Origin of the sequence: Embleya sp. AB8, assembly GCF_049739465.1 — a bacterium.
Taxonomy (GTDB): Bacteria; Actinomycetota; Actinomycetes; order Streptomycetales; family Streptomycetaceae; genus Embleya.
Genome location: NZ_JBMHHY010000048.1, coordinates 1 through 20,135 on the forward strand (window position 1 = coordinate 1; position 20,135 = coordinate 20,135).

The window sequence follows — 20,135 nt, forward strand, 5'->3', positions numbered from 1 at the left end:
GAGGCTTCTTCTTCCCCATGCTCTCCATGATGGACATCCTCCCCAAGGGACCGCAGCCCCTCAGCCAGGGTGTCCGTCAAAACGGATCAAGCCCATGTAGCGATGTGTGTAGCGATGTGTGTAGCGATGTGTGTAGTACTGGCAGGGCCGGCTATGCCCTTGGTGATCGACTGGGCGCAGAGCAGACTTTGGGCATGGGCAACAACGACTTGGGCGACTTCCTGCGGGCCCGCCGTGCCGGACTCACGCCGGATGAGATCGGTCTGCCGGTCGAGTTCGGCGCCGGCCGCCGGGTCGCCGGTCTGCGGCGCGCTGAGGTCGCGCAGCTGGCCGGAGTGAGTACCGAGTACTACACCCGGCTGGAACAGGGCCGCGCCCGGCAGCCGTCCGAACAGGTACTGCATGCGCTCTGCGACGCGCTGCGGTTCGACGACATCGAGCGGCGGCATCTGTTCGCCCTCGCGGGCACCACGGCCGGGCACCGGGACCGGGCCGAGCACTCGTCTCGGCTACGACCGGCGCTGCGACAGGTGCTGGAGTCGATGGATCTGGCTTCCGCCTTCGTCAGCGACCGCAACCTCACCGTCGTCGGCGGGAACACGATGTGGGCGTTGTTGTTTCCCGATGTGGCCGAGCTGCCACGCCAAGAACGCAGCATGGCACGCTGGACGTTGCTGGATCCGCGGGCCCGCCTGGTGTGGTGCGACTGGGAACGCGTCGCCCGCGACTACGTGCACGGGTTGCGGCGGGCCGCCGCCGCCCAGCCGCGAAACCAGCACATCGCCACCCTGATCGGTGAGCTGATGATGCGCTCACCCGAGTTCCCGGCGTGGTGGTCGGAACACCGCGTCCAGGAACGCAGCACCGGCCTCAAACGCCTCCATCACCCCGTCGTCGGTGACTTGGAACTGCAGTACGAGATCTTCACCTCGGTCGCCGACCCGGGCCAATCCCTCGTCGTCTACACCGCGCCGGCCGGCTCGCCGTCCCAGGAGCGCCTGCGACTGCTGGCCAGCTGGGGCAGCGAACCCGCCACCGCGACCACCCGGGACACCGCCGCCGAGTCCTGACCACCGCCCGAACCGGGCGATCCGGCACCGACACCACCCGAACCCGACCCCGCCAAACGCGCGGGGTCCATGCCGCCGTGCCCACGCACGCCCCGCGGCCCGACACCCGTCCACGAAAGGACACCCGCAGTGAGCAAGACATTCCTGATCACCGGCGTCAGCACCGGCCTCGGCCTGGCCATCGCCCGGCGAGCCCTGGCGGCCGGGCACCGGGTCGCGGGCACCGTGCGCACCGAGCAACACGCGGCCGCTTTCCGGGCACTGGACCCCGACCGCGCCCGGCCCTTCGTCCTCGACCTGTCCGACGCGGACCGGATCGACCCCACGGTGCGGGCCGTCGAAGCGGAACTGGGCCCGATCGAAGTGCTCGTCGCCAACGCCGGCTACGGGCTCGAAGGCACCTTCGAAGAATCGTCGATGGCCGATCTGCGCCGCCAGTTCGAGGTCAACGTATTCGGCACGGTGGCGACCGTGAAAGCGGTCCTACCCGGCATGCGGGAACGACGCGGCGGCCACATCTTCGTCATCACCTCGATGGGCGGGCACACCACCTTTCCCGGACTGGCGTTCTACGAAGGCAGCAAACACGCCCTGGAAGGCATCACCGACACCCTCGCCCAAGAGGTCACCCAGTTCGGCGTACGGGTCACCGCGGTGGCTCCCGGCGCGTTCAAGACCGACTGGGCAGGCAGGTCACTGGTCCGCGCACCTCGCAGCATCGCCGACTACGACGCACTGTTCGACCCGATCCGGACCCGCCGCCAGGCCCTCGCGGGCCAGGGCATCGGCGACCCCGATCGCGCGGCCGACGCCATCCTCACCCTCCTGGACGCGGAGAAGCCCCCCGTGCACATCCTGCTCGGCTCGGACGCGCTACGCCTGGTCGCTGCCGGGCGCCAACGCGTCCAGGACGACTTCGACGCCTGGGCGGAACTCAGCCGCTCCACCGACTCCACCGAAGGCGGAGTAACAGTCGCCTGACACGGGACAATTCACCAGGACAGCCGCCGACCACGAGGGCCATCCCACGCGGCACGGCCGGTCATGGGGGCCGCTCTCGCCGTGGCGATCGCCGTCCCGGCGTCGCCGCCGTGGCCGGCGTCTGGAGCCGGTCGAACTCGCGGCGCTTGGACATCGGGTCCGGCTACCGCAGCCACGCGCAGCTCGGGTCGGCCCCGTCGTCCTCGAGGCGACGGGGCCGACCCGCTTGAAGAGGGGGATCGACCCTGCCCGGTCGGCTCGGCAGTCCGGTCTTTCCCTGGGTATCCGCACTGTGCTGCTCGTACGCGTCGACCACGCCCGTACACCAGCGCCGCACACAGCGCGAAGGCCTTCCGCAGCGCTGTCGTCGTCGGTCGGCGAGAAGCCTGCTCCGGCGCTGGATGTCGCGGTGACCGTGCTCGGTGACGACCAGGCCGACGCAGCGTTCCGGATGGCTGCCGCAGTCCGCCGCGCCGGGCTGCGTACGGGCGTCTACCTGGGTTCGAGCGGCAAACTCGCACGCCAACTGAAGTGGGCAGCGGCCGAAGGCGCACGGTTCTGTCTCATCCATGGCGACCGCGAACGAGCAGCCGGCGAAGTGATCGTTCGCGACATGACATCCGGTGAACAGACCACACACCCGGTTGCCCAAGTCGCCGCGTTCTTCACCAAGTAGTCGGACACGACGCAGCCCCACCGCGCTCAAAGGCGGTAACTGGCACGCGTAGTGGAATGTCGACCCGGACGATGGGCGCCCGAAGCCCAGTCGGCAGCAACATGGGACGCGCCTCGGACATCACCTGCCATATCGATCAAACGACAAGATTGCTCAGCGGGGTGGGGTGGGTGTGATGCAACGCGGCCAAGCCGTGCAGAACCCGAACATCCGCCCAGTCGACCTCGACCCGGTACCGGTTCTCGAGGCCGTCGCCCAAGAAGCGGAACACGTCCTGCCCGCCCTGCCTCCACCGCGTCTTCATCGGCATCCGAGGAAACTCCCCACCGAACAGAATCGCCGCCGCCATCACCGCCCACACCGGCGAGAACAACCACCACCAGAACCAGCCGACCGCGTCACCCTTGACCGCGTACATCGGCGCCCCATCCGGCAGTTCGACCCGCCACGAGGTCCGCCGAAACCCGAACACACTCCCCCGCCGCCGGGTAACCCGCCCCAGCAACTCCCCGGTGCCCCCGACGATGCGATAGACGGCACCCGCATCATCCGCCGACTCGGTCTCCACCACGATCGCGGCCACCTCACGCCGGGGGTCGGCCCACAACGTCAGGTGCCGCCAATCCTTGTGCCACGTCCCCTTGTCCCTCGGCTGAGGCTCAATGAGCAACAAATCCTCAAACGCCGTACGCCGCCGCACCCCAAGAGCCGACCCCTGCCACACATCCTGCGGCAACTTCCGCAACTCATGGGGCCGATACCGCCCACGAATCCCGAACTCAGTACCCGACGCGGCACTCACCACAAACGCCATCCGCTCCCCCGAAAGCACACCGTCCCAATCCGACAGACCGGATCGTACGACTTCCAAGATCGCTCAGGGCCGCCCCCACGGTTCGGGACGCAGTCGGGCTCGTGGCGCAACGAGCCTGTGGCGCGGGCATGTTGCCGGTCCACTACGCGGCCGTTGCCGTCTGGGTCGGCCTACCTGATTCGCGCCAGGGGCGGTTGTCCGCTCGGCGTCGTGTTGCCGGGCTGGTTCGCCGTTGGCCTGGTCGTGGTGGTTGCCCGCGTCTCGTGGTTGCTCGTCCGCTTCGCGGCCGGTTTCGGACCGTCGCTGCGCGCCGGGCTGTTTCTCCGGTCGGGTTCGCGTGGTTCGTGTCGGGGGCGGGTGTCGTCCTGGCGTGGGGTCTGCACGTCCCCTCCGGGGCCGGGGTCTTTGGTTCGGTGCTCCGCATCCGTGTTGCCCGTCCACTACGTGGCCGTTGCCGACCGGGACGGCTTCGCTGATTCGTGGTCGGGGGCGGTCGGCCGCTTGGCGTCGTGGTGTTGGGCTGGTGGGTGGTGGCCCTGGGTCGGTTCGGCGGGGCCGGGTCGTGGCAGGTGGCCGCCGTCTCGTCGTTGCTCGTCCCCTCCGGGGCCGGGGTCTTGCTTGGTGCTCCGCATCCGTTGTTGCCCGTCCACTACGTGGCCGTCACTGCCCTGGTCGACTTCCTCCGACTCGCGGTCGGGAGCCGTTGTCCCGGCGGCGGCCCCGGTGACCGGAGCCAAGCTCGTCCGCAGCCCGTCACGGCTCCCATCAGGTCCAAAACCGGAGCGCGACGAGATCCCCAAGGCTTGCGGCGGGGCGTGACCTGCGGTTTTACCCGGCGCCCGGTCACGCGCAGGCCGACGAGTGCGGGTTTCGTGCCCCCCGAGCCGAAACCGAGGCAGGAGACGGCAGAAAAGGCCGCCACCCCGACGGAGAACCGAGCATCGGACGCACACCGGCCCAAGAACCCGAGCCGGCGGTCCACAGCACACCGCAACACGCGCCACCCAACCCCAACAGGGCCGGAACACGCCTGCGCAGCGGCCGAACACCCCGACGCCCAACGGACAACGGCTCCCGACCGCGAGTCGGAGGAAGTCGACCAGGGCAGTGACGGCCACGTAGTGGACGGGCAACAACGGATGCGGAGCACCAAGCAAGACCCCGGCCCCGGAGGGGACGAGCAACGACGAGACGGCGGCCACCTGCCACGACCCGGCCCCGCCGAACCGACCCAGGGCCACCACCCACCAGCCCAACACCACGACGCCAAGCGGCCGACCGCCCCCGACCACGAATCAGCGAAGCCGTCCCGGTCGGCAACGGCCACGTAGTGGACGGGCAACACGGATGCGGAGCACCGAACCAAAGACCCCGGCCCCGGAGGGGACGTGCAGACCCCAAGCCAGGACGACACCCGCCCCCGACACGAACCACGCGAACCCGACCGGAGAAACAGCCCGGCGCGCAGCGACGGTCCACTAATCCCTTGGCAGACGATCGAGTCGGTGGCGCGCGATTCCGTCATGCCGTCACCCCGCGGTGAGAGGTCCACAACTCGGCAGCCTCGACCATTGCCCGGAGCCATGAAGCATCCGGCTTGCGGTCGGCAAACGTGCGGTACATGCGCAACGTAGCCGCGGCGAACGCATCGACGGCGGCCGGGTCCGCCTTGACCCAGGCCGTGCACTCGGAGGCCCAGGATTCGGCCGAACCGGCGCTGTGCCCGGCGGCCACCAACTGCACGACCAAACAGGCCGGGTCGATGAACCCGGCGCCGCGTGTCGGCCATGACCAGTCCACAGCCCAGGTGTCCGCGGTTCCGATCATGAGGTTGCTCGGATTGATGTCCGTGTGAAGCAATGCGTCGCCCTGGAAGAGAGCAGCCTCCCTCTCGTCCAGCGCGAACCGATCCCACCGGGACTCCGGCCAGTTGCGCGCCACCTCGGGCAGATCCACGTCACCGATTCGGCTGAGGATGGCGACAACTGCGGGAAGATCGGGCGAGTTCGGTGCGAAGTCGGACGAGCGCCCGTCGACGGCATCGAAGCCCAGAGCAATCCAGGCGTCGTCTTCCGCGTGCCACCGCAGCGCCGGGGAGAGCAGCAACACCGTTGGATTGATGAGGCGTTCCCGCACGATGGAGTCACGCCGTCCCCCCGGCCGGTTCCGGACGACCTTGATGAAGAAGGGCCCGTTCTCGCACGTGACCAGGGCGGTGAGGTTCGAGCTGAACCCTCGCTCGGTGCGCCGAACGTCGGCCAGGTCCCCCGTGTGTGGGTGAATCAGCCTCCGAAGCTCTGAAACAGACGGCTCGGGACTCATGTGTCCTTCAGTTCCTCGGGGAGCACTCGGAACCTGAGGGCCGGGTATTGGCCCGTGTCTACTTCGCCAAGGTGATCGACGGGTATGGCGACCCCGCGGACCCTGTGTAGGAGTCCCCCGCCGCGAGGCGTCGCGGCTGATCGAAGCATCCTCGCTGCGCGAAACCTACTCGGCATAGGGCGGGCAAATCACCCAATCCCCGCCTGCGCACCCGGCGATCACTGTGTGTACCCCGTCGGCGGTGACCGCGATTCGGTAGGCGTCGCGCGACGGCCGGGCGTGCGCCTGGTAGTCGTTCCAGAGGCGGCCCAGTAGATCGGCCAGCTGTCGCGGCCCCGCCTGACCTGCGAGTCCGTCCGCGGTGATGGTCGCGATCGAGCCGTCCCTGTGCCAGACGGTCAGCGCATCCGGTGAGGCATCCGTCAGGATGTCGGCCAGGCTCAGCCGGAACGACACCAGGAACGTGAACTCGTCGTCGTTCCACGCCGACACCGGCATTGCACAGGGCTCCTTGGGCCCCTCGGGATCGTCGGGACGTGGCATCAACGGTGCGCCGTCTACCGGGCGCAGTTGCATGAACCAAGCCCCTATCGGCAGGAACCGCCCCTGAGCGCCGTGTTGCTCGTCCACGTCGAGGACGGCGACACCGGCACCGAACGGGGCGACGATCACGCCGCCGGGTCGAACGGCGTTGCGCCATGCGTTCGGAAGGCTGCTCACACCACAGGTGGCGATCAGGCGATCAGTGCTGTCGGGCCGCACCACACCGGCGCTTGCGCCGTCGCCGCAGACAACGGTGATCCTGCCGTGTCCAGCGGCCTGAAGAGCCGCTTGCGCAGCGGAAACCAGCTCCGGGGCAACGTCCACGGAGAGAACGTTTTCGTCTCCCACGAGACGCCCCAGGAGGCCGGCGTTGTAGCCGGTTCCCGCGCCGATCTCGGTCACTGCCATGCCGGCACGCGTATCGAGGGCGTCCAACATGTCGGCCATGATCGACGGAACCGTGGACGAGGACATAGCGGGCCACGTCGAGGTGAGGAGCACCTGGTCGCGATAGACCTCGGCCAGCCATTCCGGGTGTGCGTCGTTCACCTCCTCGGACTCCCACTCGCCATCGACTTGATGGCTGCGCGTGAATCGACTTACGTAGACGTGCCGGGGCTCGGCTCGGAACGCGGCGGCCACATCGGACCGGAGCGCATGGCCGCCGGCGATCAACTCGTCAACCATGGCTTCGCGCCGAGCGGTTGCCTCTTCGTCGAGTGTCTTCATGTGCTTGCGACTTCCTCCAAATAGTCGGCGATGGCTCGGCAGATGTCGTCACGATCAGGTGTGAAGGCCCACTGCCCATTCGGGTTCATCTCCAGCACCCACACCGTGCCAGTCTCGTCCCGTACGAGATCCCAAGCGGCGAACGCCAAACCGAAGCCTCGGGTTACGGTCCCGATTACTCCCTGCACCACGTCCGGCAGCGTCCCGAACGTGTAGCTCACCGCGTCCCGGCCGGCCGGGTGGTGGATGGGCTGCCGGCGGCCTGGTGGCGGCCCGATGGCCGCGCCTGCTTGCCGAACCATGCACGCGGCCCGAAGCCGTCGGTTGCCTGCCCGAGATGCGGAATCATCTACCCCATGGCAACCGAAAGCTTCCTTCCCCCGTCCGGCACCCGGGATTTCCTCGCTGCCGAATCCGAAATCCGCGAACAAGCGTTCGCCACGGTCCGGGACGTCTTTGCTCGGTACGGCTTCCAGCCTCTACAGACTCCCGCGTTCGAGCGGCTCGAAGTCCTGACGGGCAAGTACGGCGACGAAGGCGACAAGCTTGTCTTCAAGATCCTTCGGCGTGGGGAGCACGAAGCGACCGGGGAAGCGGATCTGGCGCTTCGCTATGACCACACGGTCCCTCTTGCGCGGGTCGTCGCAGCGTACGGAAGCCAACTTCCGACGCCGTACAAGCGGTACGCGCTGGCGCCCGTATGGCGCGCCGACCGACCGGGCAAGGGTCGATTCCGGGAGTTCGTCCAATGTGACCTGGACGTCGTGGGGACGGCGTCCCCACTGGCCGACGCCGAGATCGTGTCCGCTCTCCACGAAGCACTGGACACGCTCGGCGTTCCCGAGTTCCGGTTCCTGGTCAACAGTCGCAAGGTGCTCGTGGGGTTGTTGGAGGTGTACGAGGTGCCGGCCGACGCCGGCGGGGGTGTGCTGATCACGCTGGACAAGCTCGACAAGCTACGCCCGGAAGCGGTCGTACAGGAACTGGTCGAAGGCCGCGGCCTGTCCGAATCAACCGCGAGCAGCCTGGTTGCAGACCTCACTGCGTCCGACTCCATCGCGCGCATTCGCAAGGAGTTGACGAACAGCGCGATCGGACAGGAAGGGTTGGCCGAGGTCGATCGGCTTCTCGATCTGCTGTCCGGTACTGTCCCGCGCGAGCGCATCGGCTTCGTGCCGAGCCTGGTTCGGGGTCTCGACTACTACACGGGCGTCATCTACGAGGTGACGGCGCCGGGCATGCCCGGTTCGATCGCCTCGGGCGGCCGGTACGACGGCCTCATCGCACGCATGTCCGGCGGCGCTGAAACACCCGCCTGTGGTGGGTCGTTGGGAATCGAACGAATCCTTCCCCTGCTGCCGTCGGCCGGCGAAAAGCCTGCTCCGGCGCTGGATGTCGCGGTGACCGTGCTCGGTGACGACCAGGCCGACGCGGCGTTTCGGATGGCTGCCGCAGTCCGCCGCGCCGGGCTGCGTACGGGCGTCTACCTGGGTTCGAGCGGCAAACTCGCACGCCAACTGAAGTGGGCAGCGGCCGAAGGCGCACGGTTCTGTCTCATCCATGGCGACCGCGAACAAGCAGCCGGCGAAGTGATCGTTCGCGACATGACATCCGGTGAACAGACCACACACCCGGTTGCCCGGGTCGCCGAGTTCTTCACCAAGTAGTCGAACGCGACGCGGTACGGCTGATCGAGGAGTTTCAGGCCCTCCATTGAGTCCGTGCCCGCCGCCCGGTGTAGGGGGAGAGCCGCAGGTGGTCAGGGTCGTCGGCCCCCACGACGATCCTTGTCAAAGAGGGAGTGACAAGCCGGCTGCGGGCCAAACGATTTGCTGATCGCCGGAGGCGATCTCCATCCGGAGCGAGCCGGGGTCGACCGGTCCGTACTCCGCGATCAGGTGCCGCGCGCGTTCGAGTTGCCCCCACAGGTCCAACGGACCCGACGAATGCACCACGGGCAAACCGGACTTCGGTACTTCGGCACGGGCCCAAGAGCCGGAGGGGTGCAGCAGCCACACCATCGAGCGGTCGTCGAGATCGATCGAGCGATGGTCGATGGCCGGTTCCAGCAGTTCCAGGAGTAGGCCGAGCCGCCAGTCGGTCCGCAGATCCGGCAAGCCGCCGTCGAGCGAGCGGACTTCATCGCCTTCGGCGGTTCGTGCGGAGAGGTACACGCGATGCATGGCGGACCCGTCCTCGGGGCCGCTGCGTACCCGCATGAACTGTGCCTCGTGTGAGGCGATACGACCCTCGGCGTGCGTCGCATCGGTCACGACCACCCGGAGATGGAGGGAGGTTCCGGCGAGCGTGGTCGAGATGATGCCGCCACTTCGTACGGCCGCCAACCACGTCGAAGGAATGGTCCGCGTCGAGAACATCGCCACGGCACGGTCGAACCCGTCCTCGGGAAGATCCCGGGTCGCGTCGATGGCGGACATTCGCGGGGCCCGACCAAAAGCGCCGAGGCGCTGACGGGCGGCATTCACCAGGTAGTCGTCCACATCGACCGACAACACGTGACCGTCCCCAAGGCGGCGGCCGAGCAGGGCGGCCGAGTAGCCGCTGCCGGTACCGAGGTCGAGCACCCGCATACCCTCTTCGATCTCCGCGACGTCGAACATCCGGAGCACGAGCGAAGGCAATGTCGATGACGAGGTGGGGGGTCGGTCGGACGGCGGCGCCACATCGTCACCGGCCGTATCGGCGTGCACGTCCCCGACCTGTGTCACAAGCGTTCGGTTGTCGTATGCCGCGTTGGTCCAGGACGCCGTGTCGACGACGCCTCGATGGCGACGCCATTGAAGGCCGTCCTGCTCCCACCAGTTCGGTACGAGGAGATGACGCGGCGTGCAGGCAACCGCTTCGCTCCAGGGTGAGTTGGCCGCAACCGCACCCGCCAGCTTTGCCGCAGCGTCGTTCCAGGTCATGCATGCCCTTCCGAGAGAGCGTCTACCAAGGCATCGGTAATGCCCAGGTCGGGGAGATGCTGTTCGAGCCAGTGATACTGGCCGTTGGCGTTGATCTCGAAGAAACGCCACCGGCCGTCCGGGGAAACCGCGAAGTCCAACGCCCCGAAGAGCAGGCCGAAGCGTTCCATCAAGGCCGTCACTCCGGTGACGATCCTCTCGGGGATGGACACTCGGCCATATGTCAGCGCGCCGTAGTCCGCCCGGAAATCGAGGCGCGTTGCGTCACTTCCGGCATGGATCGCTGCGGCGAACATACGCCGACCTACGACGGTGAGCCGTACCTCGTACGCCTTCTTGATCCGTTCCTGGAGGAGTACGGCAGTCGATGAGATCGAGTCGTCAAGGGTGGCCGGATCCACCACCGTCGTGGGGATCGCTGCCGCTGAGTCGGCGGTGTACACACCTCCGCCAAGAGCCTTGTAGATGACCTCGCGCCCTGCGGCATTGTGGTACTCGGTGAACGTCCGGGCTTGTATCGGATCGGTGGTGATGATCGTTGCCGGAGGATCGAGGCCTGCGGTTGCGGCGACGGCCAGTTGCATCGGTTTGTAGTTCACGGCCAGGTTGGCCGCAGGGTGGTTGATCCACCGCACGGGCAGCGAGCCGAGCACACCCAGCAGGCCGGCGCGGGCTTCGGACGCAGCGAATGCACGGGTGGTGGCAGTCCACTCTTCCGGTAGCCGGAACTCGCCTGGTCGCCGCCACCACACGCTCGTGACGCTGTCCAGGTCGATTGTTCGCGTGCCGACGTGGAGGGCGCCACCCCAGCCGCTCCCCGTCAGGGAGGCGGCGAGGGTGGCGCGAGCGGGGAACTCGGCCGTGTCGAATCGCACCACGTCGACACCGCGCTCGCTCAGTGCCAACACAACCGGATCTGCGGTTGCATCGTGCTGCGCCGTGATGACAACGACCGTCCCGGTGCCGCTTTTCACCACAGGTCGGTGCCCTCGTCGGACTTTCCATCCAAGTGTGTCGCGGTCTTCGTGTCCCCGGGCATCAGGGCGTGCCACGGGTTGCCCTCGGCGGTCACGCCGATCTGGAGTTGCGGGTCGTAGTGCATGCCCGGCGCCGGCTGCGCCGGGACCTCGACCTCGTTCAGGTGGCGCACGCCGAACGGTGTGGGTAGCGACATGTCTTCTCCCTGGCGTAGTTACCCAGCCCCACCGCAACTGCCGTGGGGAGTCAATGAGTCGGCTCGCGGGCCCAGACCCGTGCAGTCGTCGGCGCCGAACACCTCGACCATGTCTGTGTGTGACGATACCGCTACAGAAGATCAACATGAAGGCTGTTTGCAACTAATATTCTTCATCCTGTTTGCGACAAGCAGTGCCACAAAAAGCGAAAGCCCCTCCAAAGGAGGGGCTTTCGCGTTCCCGAAGGTCAGCGAACTGCGGCGATGAACGACGTCCAGGCGTCGGACCGGACCGCGAAGGCGGGCCCTGTGGGGTTCTTGCTGTCACGAACGGCCGTCTGGACGTCCGTGTGCGCCACCGAAACACAGCCGTTCTGCTGGGCACTACGGATGCTCTTGAACCAGGTCAGGTGGCCGTACTCGGACGCCTGCTGCACGACGGGGGGAAGCTGAGTCACTTGAGGTCTTCCAGTCGCTTCTTGATGATCGCTTGGGTGTTCTGGCTATCGAGAGCGTTGGTGCGCAGGTACTCGAAGAACCGTACGTACCGCCGGATCTCACGGGCATTATCCCGCTGAAAGCTCACAGACACAGTGTCCACGAAGGCAACGCTCGGATCCTGAGCGTCTCGAAAATGCAGGAGCGTCAGACCGGCACTCGACGGCGCCATAGCGTCATAAGGAATCACCTGCACCGTGACGTTGGGTCGCTCGGCCACGTCCAGCAGGTGAGCGAGTTGGGCGCGCAGTGCCTGTTTCCCGCCGACCTCGTACATGAGGGCCGCCATGGTGATCACGCCCGAGTACTCCACGGGGTCGTCCTCGGTGAGCAACACGCGCTGGCGCCGCTGGCGTACCTCCACGAGCGTTTCGATGTCCTCCTCATCCTGAACGAACGGCCCGCTCCCGATGACCGCCCGCGAGTAGTCGGCCGTCTGCAACAAGCCTGGAATGAGCAGCGGTTGGTACTCCCACGCCGCAGCGGCTTCCGCCTCAAGCCCGATCTGCTCCTGGTAGTCGTTGTTGAGGACGTCGGCATACGGCGCAACTGCCCACCACGAGCGCTCTCGCCCATCCGCCACCAGTGCTTCGCACTTGTCCCGGCCGTCCGAGTCGACCTCGTACAGCTCCATGAGCTTGTACAGATCGCGACGGGTGATGCCGGACTGCGCGTTCTCGATGCGCGAAACCTTCGACTTGTGCCACCCGAGCTGCGACCCCACCTCCTCGATCGTGAGTCGCCGCAGCTCTCGCAACGTGCGGAGTTCGTTGCCGAGTCTCCGTCGAGCCAACATCGGTGTCGTGGGCATCTGTTGTCCCTCCCTGGTCAGCACACAGTGAAGCGCGGGCGCACATGACAGCGGTAGATTTTACCCGCACTTGACTGATGTGTGTTGCAAACGGAAATCTCAGTAGAGATGGTTGCACAACCAGCACTACATGTAGTGATCACTACCACACGCCGGGCAACCGATCCAGAAGATCGTGCCGCCTGCTCGTTACTGCTCGCGCATGTTCCTTTGGAGGCGTCTGGCTGTGCTTCAACGACAGCTATCGGTGGGACCACCACCAACTCTCGTGCCCTCACCCGTAACAGCCGTCGCGCGGATCGAACGCGGCTACATCGAGGTCGAGTTCGAGGCACACCCGCAACGCGTCGAACAGATGCGCACACTCACCAGTGCGCAGCTCCACCACTGCGGCCACCGCAACTCCGATGCCATCTACCTGGCTTGTGTGGTTGTCAGCGAACTAGTCACGAATGCCATCAAGCACGCGCAGGCCACCACGGTTACGTTCAGGCTCGTCTGCGCTGAGTCCGGGGAGATCCGCATCGAGGTCGATGACCATGCGGATGGTCAGCCCAACGTTCGGCCCTTCGACCAGGACGCGGAAGACGGCCGTGGCCTGATGATCGTCCAGGCGTTGTCCGACGCCTGGGGGCGCGACGGCTCATGTACGTGGTGCACGATCCCGGCCGCAGGTGATGCGGCATGAAGCGACGGCTCTCGCGCGCAGCCGAAGCGGCTGCCGCCGGCTACGCGCGAAACACTCGACGCATCCTGGACCCGTCGCGCCCAACTCCCCACGCTCGGCTCCTCGATGGGGCCGCCGGTGCGATCCGGGAGTGGTGGGACGTACACGTGCGCTACCGCAAGCTTCATCGCACGCTCGACGAGTACCGCGCCGATCTGCTTGGCGGCTTCGACTCCGCGAAAGCCAAGCAGGAGAAGGAAGGGGAGAAGGAGGAGGAGTACGACGTCGAGGCGTCGCTGAAGCGCGTTTCGGAGGCGTACGCGGAGTTCGAGCGCGTCCTGCGAAGCGCGCGGCAGAGCAAAGAAGGGAGCATGATGACGACACTTCGGGTGGGGACGTACAACCTCTTCGAGGGTGGCGGGCCACGTCTGCCGGCTCAACTGGCCATGTTGCGCGCCATGGACCTGGATCTCGTTGCCCTACAAGAGGTCAAGGACGGCGACCGCGACGACCACGCGCTCGAGTGCCTGATCGCGAACGAACTCGGCATGCAGTCCGCCCTGGCCCGCTCGGCGAGCGGGCGGTGTCACCTCATGCTCGCGTGGAAACCCGACAAGCTCACACGGGTGAACTACACGGCGGACGCGGCCGAGGGCGCGTTTCACCACGCTCTCCAGCGCGTCGAGTTCGTTGTCCCGGCCACCGGCGAGCCACTCACTGTGCTGAACACCCACCTCGCCCCCTCCTCCGACGACGACGATCGAGATGGCGAAGCACGGTGGCTCACCGAATACGCAACGCCTGGCCAGTGCACGCTCCTACTCGGCGACCTCAACACGATCGGGGCCAACGACCCGGACCCCGACTGGTCGAGGCTGCCCGACCACCTTCACCCGCGTCACCGACTGTGCCTCGACGAAGGGGTGTTCGGCCTCACCGATCGCCGAACAATCCGCGTGCTCGTGCGGGCCGGGTTCGTCGACCCGTTCGAGGGTCTGCCGCACGGCCGAAATACGGTCGGCTACCGGAACGAGAAGAAGGAAGACGACATCCTTCGCCGAAGCGGTCTCATTCTCGGCGCCGGACTGAAGTTCCGTGCTGCGGGCGTCGTCGATGAACCGACAGTGCATCAACTCTCCGAACACCTGCCCGCCTACGCGGTGATCGAAATCCAAGGATGACGCCCACGCGTGATCCTGACACTCCGATCCGCTCCGCTGCGGGCGCGACATCCCGGACGCGGAAGCGGGGCTCGTACAAAGCCAGTCCCGGCGAGCGGCTCGCGGCGAACCACCGCCACGCCGGCAGCTATTGGAATCGACCACGACATCGAGATCGCGATGGTGGGTACATCATGACCGACGCCCAGGAAGCCACGGGAGGCGAAGACGCGCTCGCTCTCCGGGAGATGTCCGCAACGCTGTGGCGGTGGAAGCTGGAGCCCTGGCCGGAAATCGCGGAGACGGCTCGTAGCGCCGGTCCGATCATGCAGGACCGGCTGGTGGCCAACCGCCTATGGGAAAGCCTGCCTGCGAGCGAACAGGCCGCAGTGCACTGGGCGATGACCTCGGGACATGAGCTGGCAGGCCTGACCGAAGCCCGCTTGGATTACGAACGGGAGGGCGTCTCCATCCGCCGACTCGCCGACCACTTGCGCCACGTCGCCGACCTGTGCGACGGCTGGAAGCATGGGAAGCGGGCGAAGGACGCGCGATACGCCGAGGAGATCGGTCGGAGCTTGGCCGCGCTCCCGGATGGCTGGCGTGGGGAGGCCGTACGTCGAATCATGACCGGCGAGGACGTGCCCTCGACGCTTGCCGACGCCACGAGGGGGATCAACATCCTGCGGAACGTGTACGGGATCGACACCGGCAAGCCCTGATTTCAAGCGGTTGGCACGCCTACCCGTCAACCTCGGCAAACAGCTCGGGTCGGCCCCCTCGCCCTCGAGGCGACGGGGCCGACCCGCTTGAAGCAACCGCTCAGACGCCCGCGTACGAGTGCAGGCCGTTCACGAAGATGTTGACGCCGTAGTAGTTGAACAGGAAGCACGCGAAGGCCACCAGCGACACCGCCGCCGCCTTCGTACCCTTCCAGCCGGCCGTGGCGCGTGCGTGCAGGTAGGCCGCGTAGGCCACCCACGTGATGAAGGACCAGACCTCCTTGGGGTCCCAACCCCAGTAGCGGCCCCACGCGTTCTCCGCCCAGATCGCGCCGCAGACGATCGCGAACGTCCACAGCGGGAAGATGATCGCGTTGACCCGGTAGGCGGTCTTGTCCAGCGACGCAGCGCTCGGCAGCCGGGCCAACTGGTCGTCGAAGCGGCCCACCTTGGTGTTGCTCGGGTCGGCCAACCGGCGTTCGTAGCGCTGCTTGAACAGGAACAGGATCGAGGCCAGCGCGCCGATGTGGAAGGCGCCGAAGGAGACGATCGCGGACGCGACGTGGATCCACAACCAGTACGAGTCCAGCGCCGGGACCAGTTGCTCGGAGTCGGTGTAGAGCACCGCCACCGCAATGCCGAGCGTGGTGAGCACCGGCAGGGTGACAAACAGGCCCAGCCAGCGCACCGGATACTTCCACAGCAGCACCAGGAACGCCGCGATCACCACCATCGACACGGCCGTGGAGAACTCGTACATGTTGCCCCACGGCGCCCGCTCCACCGAGATGCCGCGGGTCAGCACGGATCCGGCGTGCAGCAGGAAGCCGAGCACGGTCAGCGAGATCGCCACCCGACCGATCCGGTCGGCCCGCTCGCTGCCGCCCGCCACGCTGCCCTGGTCGTCCGCGCCGGCCCCGTCGTGCCCGCCCTCGCGCAGGATCACCACCGGCCGTTCGGCCAGCGCGACCCCGCCGGCCGCGCCCGCGGCGGCCGGCTCGAGGACCTCGACCGACAGGTCGGCGGAGCGTTTGGCCACCGTCCCGCTGCTGCCGAAGGTCCACTCCATGCAATAGGCGAAGAACGCCATCAGGTAGACGGCGATCGCCGAATACATCAGCACATTGCTGAATTGGGCGAGGTTCTCGTTGACGCCCACGCTCACTCCTTGACCTTGTTGCCGGGTGAGTTCGCCGGCGCGGCCTCGCGCAACGCGTCCACGAACTCCTGTACCTCATCGCCGAGGCCCCCGCCCTCGGTGCGGGCGAGCCCGCCGACCTCGACGACCGTGTGGCCGTCGGGGCCCTCCACCGCGCGCACCCACATCCGGCGGCGGCGAACGAACAGTGACAGCACCAGGCCGAGGATCGCGGCCACCACGCTGAACAGGGCCAGGCCCTTGCCGGGTTCGCTGGCGACCTGGAAGTTGGCCCAGGTCTTGACGCCCTCGAAGGTTATGCTCCCGGACCCGTTGGGCAGGTCCACCGCCTGGCCCGGCTTGAGCGCCACCGACCAGGGCTGATCCCCCGACTTGAACTGGGTCATCTTGTCGGCCTTGAGCGCGTAGATGTTCTGCGGGATGCCGGAGTCCATCCCGAGGTCACCCTCGAACGCGCTCAACACCAGGGCCGGGTTCAGCAGCGAGGGGAACACCGATACCCAACCCCGCTTGGGGTCCTGGTAGAAGGTGCCGTCCTGCTTGACCGGCGTGCTCGGCACGAAGATGCCGTTGAAGCCCAGCTGCTTCAGGCCCGCACTGACGTCCGGGACCTTGATCACGCCGGTCGAGGTGCGGTTGCCGTCCTGGGGCAGGAACACGGTCGGGCCCGAGTAGGCGATCTTGCCCTTGGCGTCGCGTACGGTGACCACCGGCGCATAGCCGGTGGCGATCATGAAGACCTTCGTATCGCCGATCTCCAGCGGGTGGTTGACCCGGATCGTGCCCGTCTTGTCCTTGCCCTCGTGCCCGTACCAGGACTCGATATGCGCGGTGAACGACCTCGGCTCGCCGCGCTTGGCGCCGCTCGGCTGGAAGGTCTGCTCGACCGAGTTCAGCCGGAATCCGAACGGCTCCAGGCTGCCCTCGTCCACGAGCGCGCCGAACTGGCGGTCGTCGTATTGGGTGAGCACGTTGGCGAAACTGCCGCCCTCGACCACGATCTTGCCGCCCTTGACGCTGTAGAGGCTGCCGAGCGCGAACGCGACCAGGATGCCGAACAGCGCGACGTGGAACAGCAGATTGCCACTCTCGCGGGCGTAGCCCTTCTCGGCCGCGATCGCGTCGGTGCCCGGATTCAGCCGGAACCGGCGCTTCTTCAGCGCGGCGCGCGCCGCGGTGAGCACCTCGTCCGGCTGCGCCGAGGTCTCCCACCGGGCGTACGCGGGCAGCCGGGAGAAGTTGCGCGGCGCCTCCGGCGGCTTGGCCCGCAACGTCTTGGCGTGCGCCCAGCAGCGCGGCACGATGCAGCCCGCGAGCGAGACGAACAGCAGGATGTAGATGGAGGCGAACCACCACGACGAGAACACGTCGAAGAGCTGGAACTTGTCCATGATCTTGGCGCGGTCGGGGTGGTCGCGGAAGTACTGGCTCACCTTGATCGGGCTGACCGGCCGCTGTGGGATCAGCGTCGGCGGCGTCGCGGCGAGCGACAACATGAACAGCAGGATCAGTGCGACCCGCATCGAGGTCAGTTGCCGCCACAACCAGCGCAGCCAGCCGACCACGCCCAGTTGCGGTTGGCGGATCTCCTCGTCGTCGTCCTGGCGGGGCGCCGTGGACATCCCGGCGTCGGCGCTCGCCTCGGGCGCCGCGACCGGTCGCGCGTCGTCGTCCCGGGCGAGGTCGTCGTCGGTGCGGGTCTCGAGGCTCATCAGAATCCGATCGTGTATTGCCCGGCCCAGGACTGCATCTCGCGCATCAGGTGATCCCACGCCCCGGTGAGCATCAGTACGCCGAGCAGCACGAGCATGCCGCCGCCCAGGCGCATCACCCAGACGTAGTGCTTCTTGACCCACCCGAACGCCCCGAGCGCCTTGCGGAACGCGAGCGCGGTGACCAGGAAGGGCACGCCCAGGCCCAGGCAGTAGGCCACGGTGAGCAGGGCGCCGCGGTTGGCGCTCGCCTCGTTCGCGGACAGGTTCAGCACCGCGGTCAGGGTCGGGCCGATGCACGGCGTCCAGCCCAGACCGAACACCATGCCGAGCAGCGGTGCGCCGACCAGCCCTATCGCGGGCTTCTTGTGCACCCGGAACTCGCGCTGCATGCCCGGCAGTACGCCCATGAAGGACAGCCCGAGCAGGACGGTGATCGCGCCGAAGACCTTGGTGATGGTCGCCTGGTGTTCCAGGAGCGTGTTGCCGAGGTAGCCGAACGCCGCGCCCATCGAGACGAACACGGCGGTGAAGCCGAGCACGAACAGCAGGGTGCCGAGGAAGAGCCGGCCGCGCCGGGCGTCTTTCAGGTCGGCCCCGGACACCCCGGTGACGTAGCTGACATAGCCGGGGACCAGCGGCAACACGCACGGCGAGAAGAACGAGATCAGCCCGGCGAGCAGGGCGATCGGCATGGCCGCGAGCAACGACCCCGTGTAGACCGTGTTGTTGATCTGTTCCGCTGCGACGAGCACCCCGATCAGGCCTTCTCGTTCGGCACGGGTTCGCTCAGCACCGGGTCGATCATCGAGCGCAATTCCTCGATGGTGACCGCGCGCAGCACCCGGGCCGCGATCCGACCCTCACGGTCGATGATCAGCGTGCTGGGGATCGCGTTCGGGTTCAGGTTGCCGGTGAACTTGAGGATCTCGCGCGCGTCCGGGTCCCACAGGCTCGGGTAGGTGATGCCCTTGCTCTCGACGAACGCGAGCGCGTTCGCCTGGGTGGCGTCGCGGGTGTTGATCCCGAGGAACTGCACGCCCTTGTCCGCGCTCTCGGTGTGCGCCTGCTGGAAGTCGGCGGCCTCGGCCCGACACGGCGGGCACCACGAGCCCCAGACGTTGAGCACCACGACCTTGCCCTTGAAGTCGGCGAGGCTGATGTCCTTGCCGTCCAGCGTCTTGCCGGTGACCTTCGGGGCCTTGGTGCGGTCGGCCGCCTTGGCGCGTGCGATGCCGCTGCTGTCGCTGTCGATGTAGCCCTTGCCGTCCCCGTTGCTCTTGCCGCCGGCGCTCATCCCGCCGCAGCCGGTGAGTGCGAGCAGGGCCGCGGCGGTGAGCAGCGCGGCACGACGAGGCAGGCGGCGTGTGAGCATGTGAAAAGTTTCGCATGCCCCCACGGCCGCTCCACGCGGGGTCCGTCGTGCCGCTGACACTGCTTCAGTTCATCCCGTTTCGCCCTGAAATAAATGGAGTAGGAAAGGGGCGTTATGCCCCGAAACTCTTGTTCTGCGTCTTGCCCGCGAGCTTGGCCGGAAGCAGGTCCCGGGCCGGTTCGCTGTAGCCGACGGAGACGATCTTGTCCCCCTCGTAGGTGAACGTGGTCAGCGACGCCAGCGAGCACTGCCGGTTGCGCGGGTCGTGCCAGAGCCGGCGGCGCTCGACGAAGGAGCGGGTCACCCAGATCGGCAACTGGTGGCTCACGCATACCGCCTCGTGCCCGCGCGCGGCGTCGCGGGCGGCGCCCAGCGCGCCCATCATCCGCACCACCTGCTCGATGTAGGGCTCGCCCCACGAGGGCTTGAACGGGTTGGTCAGGTGCTTCCAGTGCGTCGGGTTCTTCAGCGAACCGTCGCCGACCCCGAAGGTCTTGCCCTGGAAGATGTTCTCCGCCTCGATCAGCCGATCGTCGGTGGCCAGCTCCAGGCCGTGCCGGCCGGCGATCGGGGCGGCGGTCTCCTGGGCGCGCTCGAGCGGCGAGGACACCACGTGGGTGATGTCGCGCCCGGCCAGGTGGTCGGCCACCCGCTCGGCCATCTTCAGGCCCAGCTCGGACAGGTGGTAGTCGGGCAGGCGGCCGTAGAGGATGCCGTGCGGGTTGTGCACCTCGCCGTGGCGCATGAGGTGGACGATCGTCACGTCGCGGTTGGTCTGCGGCTTCTGAGCCATCG

At 67.3% G+C, this 20,135-nt stretch carries 21 protein-coding genes; 7 read left to right on the plus strand and 14 right to left on the minus strand.

Going from position 1 to position 20,135, the window contains the following annotated elements; all coding sequences use genetic code 11:
* Window positions 1-194 precede the first annotated feature (194 nt).
* The 3 genes from ABIA38_RS43020 (at window position 195) to ABIA38_RS43030 (ending at window position 2,727) form a co-directional block, all read left to right on the plus strand.
* Entirely contained in the window at window positions 195-1,070 is an 876-nt protein-coding gene (locus tag ABIA38_RS43020; RefSeq protein WP_424644480.1) for a helix-turn-helix transcriptional regulator, read from the plus strand.
* A 129-nt stretch (window positions 1,071-1,199) separates the two neighbouring features.
* Window positions 1,200-2,051, plus strand: a complete 852-nt coding sequence (locus ABIA38_RS43025) for an oxidoreductase (protein ID WP_424644481.1) — start codon at window positions 1,200-1,202, stop codon at window positions 2,049-2,051.
* Window positions 2,052-2,343: 292 nt separating this feature from the next.
* A complete protein-coding gene (locus ABIA38_RS43030) occupies window positions 2,344-2,727 on the plus strand; it encodes a His/Gly/Thr/Pro-type tRNA ligase C-terminal domain-containing protein (RefSeq protein ID WP_424644482.1) in 384 nt (127 codons plus the stop codon).
* A 136-nt stretch (window positions 2,728-2,863) separates the two neighbouring features.
* Here the strand turns inward: ABIA38_RS43030 and ABIA38_RS43035 are convergent, their stop codons facing one another.
* The 4 genes from ABIA38_RS43035 to ABIA38_RS43050 all read right to left on the minus strand — a co-directional run bounded on the left by ABIA38_RS43035 (window position 2,864) and on the right by ABIA38_RS43050 (window position 7,356).
* Complete coding sequence (locus ABIA38_RS43035) at window positions 2,864-3,397, minus strand: hypothetical protein (RefSeq protein WP_424644483.1); 534 nt, start codon at window positions 3,395-3,397, stop codon at window positions 2,864-2,866.
* A gap of 1,665 nt (window positions 3,398-5,062) precedes the next feature.
* On the minus strand, window positions 5,063-5,863 hold the full coding sequence (locus ABIA38_RS43040) for a phosphotransferase (RefSeq protein ID WP_424644484.1): 801 nt from the start codon (window positions 5,861-5,863) through the stop codon (window positions 5,063-5,065).
* A gap of 165 nt (window positions 5,864-6,028) precedes the next feature.
* Window positions 6,029-7,135 (minus strand): methyltransferase domain-containing protein, encoded by a 1,107-nt coding sequence (locus ABIA38_RS43045; protein WP_424644485.1) that lies wholly within the window; start codon window positions 7,133-7,135, stop codon window positions 6,029-6,031.
* On the minus strand, window positions 7,132-7,356 hold the full coding sequence (locus tag ABIA38_RS43050) for a hypothetical protein (protein WP_424644486.1): 225 nt from the start codon (window positions 7,354-7,356) through the stop codon (window positions 7,132-7,134). Before ABIA38_RS43050 ends, ABIA38_RS43045 begins: the two co-directional genes overlap by 4 nt.
* Before the next feature lie 135 nt (window positions 7,357-7,491).
* Between ABIA38_RS43050 and hisS the strand changes: the two genes are divergently transcribed.
* Window positions 7,492-8,802, plus strand: coding sequence for a histidine--tRNA ligase (gene hisS / locus ABIA38_RS43055; RefSeq protein WP_424644487.1), 1,311 nt, complete (start codon window positions 7,492-7,494; stop codon window positions 8,800-8,802).
* Between the two features lie 123 nt (window positions 8,803-8,925).
* Here the strand turns inward: hisS and ABIA38_RS43060 are convergent, their stop codons facing one another.
* The 5 genes from ABIA38_RS43060 to ABIA38_RS43080 all read right to left on the minus strand — a co-directional run bounded on the left by ABIA38_RS43060 (window position 8,926) and on the right by ABIA38_RS43080 (window position 12,545).
* Window positions 8,926-10,062, minus strand: a complete 1,137-nt coding sequence (locus ABIA38_RS43060; protein WP_424644488.1) for a methyltransferase domain-containing protein — start codon at window positions 10,060-10,062, stop codon at window positions 8,926-8,928.
* Entirely contained in the window at window positions 10,059-11,036 is a 978-nt protein-coding gene (tgmB, locus tag ABIA38_RS43065) for an ATP-grasp ribosomal peptide maturase (protein ID WP_424644489.1), read from the minus strand. The genes ABIA38_RS43060 and tgmB overlap by 4 nt, the downstream gene beginning before the upstream one ends.
* On the minus strand, window positions 11,033-11,236 hold the full coding sequence (tgmA, locus tag ABIA38_RS43070) for a putative ATP-grasp-modified RiPP (RefSeq protein WP_424644490.1): 204 nt from the start codon (window positions 11,234-11,236) through the stop codon (window positions 11,033-11,035). Before tgmA ends, tgmB begins: the two co-directional genes overlap by 4 nt.
* A 248-nt stretch (window positions 11,237-11,484) precedes the next feature.
* Window positions 11,485-11,694, minus strand: a complete 210-nt coding sequence (locus tag ABIA38_RS43075; RefSeq protein ID WP_424644491.1) for a DUF397 domain-containing protein — start codon at window positions 11,692-11,694, stop codon at window positions 11,485-11,487.
* Window positions 11,691-12,545 (minus strand): helix-turn-helix domain-containing protein, encoded by an 855-nt coding sequence (locus tag ABIA38_RS43080; RefSeq protein ID WP_424644492.1) that lies wholly within the window; start codon window positions 12,543-12,545, stop codon window positions 11,691-11,693. The genes ABIA38_RS43075 and ABIA38_RS43080 overlap by 4 nt, the downstream gene beginning before the upstream one ends.
* Before the next feature lie 268 nt (window positions 12,546-12,813).
* Here ABIA38_RS43080 and ABIA38_RS43085 point away from each other — a divergent pair, with 268 nt between their 5' ends.
* The 3 genes from ABIA38_RS43085 to ABIA38_RS43095 all read left to right on the plus strand — a co-directional run bounded on the left by ABIA38_RS43085 (window position 12,814) and on the right by ABIA38_RS43095 (window position 15,094).
* Entirely contained in the window at window positions 12,814-13,233 is a 420-nt protein-coding gene (locus ABIA38_RS43085; protein ID WP_424644493.1) for an ATP-binding protein, read from the plus strand.
* Window positions 13,230-14,393, plus strand: a complete 1,164-nt coding sequence (locus tag ABIA38_RS43090; protein WP_424644494.1) for an endonuclease/exonuclease/phosphatase family protein — start codon at window positions 13,230-13,232, stop codon at window positions 14,391-14,393. Before ABIA38_RS43085 ends, ABIA38_RS43090 begins: the two co-directional genes overlap by 4 nt.
* Before the next feature lie 173 nt (window positions 14,394-14,566).
* On the plus strand, window positions 14,567-15,094 hold the full coding sequence (locus tag ABIA38_RS43095; RefSeq protein ID WP_424644495.1) for a hypothetical protein: 528 nt from the start codon (window positions 14,567-14,569) through the stop codon (window positions 15,092-15,094).
* Window positions 15,095-15,194: 100 nt separating this feature from the next.
* Here the strand turns inward: ABIA38_RS43095 and ccsB are convergent, their stop codons facing one another.
* The 5 genes from ccsB to ABIA38_RS43120 all read right to left on the minus strand — a co-directional run bounded on the left by ccsB (window position 15,195) and on the right by ABIA38_RS43120 (window position 20,133).
* Complete coding sequence (ccsB, locus tag ABIA38_RS43100) at window positions 15,195-16,211, minus strand: c-type cytochrome biogenesis protein CcsB (RefSeq protein ID WP_424644531.1); 1,017 nt, start codon at window positions 16,209-16,211, stop codon at window positions 15,195-15,197.
* Between the two features lie 44 nt (window positions 16,212-16,255).
* The gene (gene resB / locus ABIA38_RS43105; RefSeq protein WP_424644496.1) at window positions 16,256-17,965 is read right to left on the minus strand and encodes a cytochrome c biogenesis protein ResB; all 1,710 of its coding nucleotides are present in this window, start codon (window positions 17,963-17,965) and stop codon (window positions 16,256-16,258) included.
* On the minus strand, window positions 17,965-18,660 hold the full coding sequence (locus tag ABIA38_RS43110; RefSeq protein WP_424644532.1) for a cytochrome c biogenesis CcdA family protein: 696 nt from the start codon (window positions 18,658-18,660) through the stop codon (window positions 17,965-17,967). The genes resB and ABIA38_RS43110 overlap by 1 nt, the downstream gene beginning before the upstream one ends.
* 65 nt (window positions 18,661-18,725) lie before the next feature.
* Entirely contained in the window at window positions 18,726-19,340 is a 615-nt protein-coding gene (locus ABIA38_RS43115; RefSeq protein WP_424644497.1) for a TlpA family protein disulfide reductase, read from the minus strand.
* 112 nt (window positions 19,341-19,452) lie between these two features.
* On the minus strand, window positions 19,453-20,133 hold the full coding sequence (locus ABIA38_RS43120; protein WP_424644498.1) for a histidine phosphatase family protein: 681 nt from the start codon (window positions 20,131-20,133) through the stop codon (window positions 19,453-19,455).
* Between the last annotated feature and the right edge of the window lie 2 nt (window positions 20,134-20,135).

What these genes read in the sequence shown, in the direction of transcription:
- ABIA38_RS43040 (WP_424644484.1), bottom strand. Translation starts at nt 5,863, where the DNA reads ATGAGTCCCGAGCCGTCTGTTTCAGAGCTTCGGAGGCTGATTCACCCA.
- ABIA38_RS43090 (WP_424644494.1), top strand. Translation starts at nt 13,230, where the DNA reads ATGAAGCGACGGCTCTCGCGCGCAGCCGAAGCGGCTGCCGCCGGCTAC.
- ABIA38_RS43095 (WP_424644495.1), top strand. Translation starts at nt 14,567, where the DNA reads ATGACCGACGCCCAGGAAGCCACGGGAGGCGAAGACGCGCTCGCTCTC.
- resB (WP_424644496.1), bottom strand. Translation starts at nt 17,965, where the DNA reads ATGAGCCTCGAGACCCGCACCGACGACGACCTCGCCCGGGACGACGAC.
- ABIA38_RS43020 (WP_424644480.1), top strand. Translation starts at nt 195, where the DNA reads ATGGGCAACAACGACTTGGGCGACTTCCTGCGGGCCCGCCGTGCCGGA.
- ABIA38_RS43115 (WP_424644497.1), bottom strand. Translation starts at nt 19,340, where the DNA reads ATGCTCACACGCCGCCTGCCTCGTCGTGCCGCGCTGCTCACCGCCGCG.
- ccsB (WP_424644531.1), bottom strand. Translation starts at nt 16,211, where the DNA reads ATGTATTCGGCGATCGCCGTCTACCTGATGGCGTTCTTCGCCTATTGC.
- ABIA38_RS43045 (WP_424644485.1), bottom strand. Translation starts at nt 7,135, where the DNA reads ATGAAGACACTCGACGAAGAGGCAACCGCTCGGCGCGAAGCCATGGTT.
- ABIA38_RS43120 (WP_424644498.1), bottom strand. Translation starts at nt 20,133, where the DNA reads ATGGCTCAGAAGCCGCAGACCAACCGCGACGTGACGATCGTCCACCTC.
- ABIA38_RS43080 (WP_424644492.1), bottom strand. Translation starts at nt 12,545, where the DNA reads ATGCCCACGACACCGATGTTGGCTCGACGGAGACTCGGCAACGAACTC.
- ABIA38_RS43110 (WP_424644532.1), bottom strand. Translation starts at nt 18,660, where the DNA reads ATGCCGATCGCCCTGCTCGCCGGGCTGATCTCGTTCTTCTCGCCGTGC.
- hisS (WP_424644487.1), top strand. Translation starts at nt 7,492, where the DNA reads ATGGCAACCGAAAGCTTCCTTCCCCCGTCCGGCACCCGGGATTTCCTC.
- tgmA (WP_424644490.1), bottom strand. Translation starts at nt 11,236, where the DNA reads ATGTCGCTACCCACACCGTTCGGCGTGCGCCACCTGAACGAGGTCGAG.
- ABIA38_RS43060 (WP_424644488.1), bottom strand. Translation starts at nt 10,062, where the DNA reads ATGACCTGGAACGACGCTGCGGCAAAGCTGGCGGGTGCGGTTGCGGCC.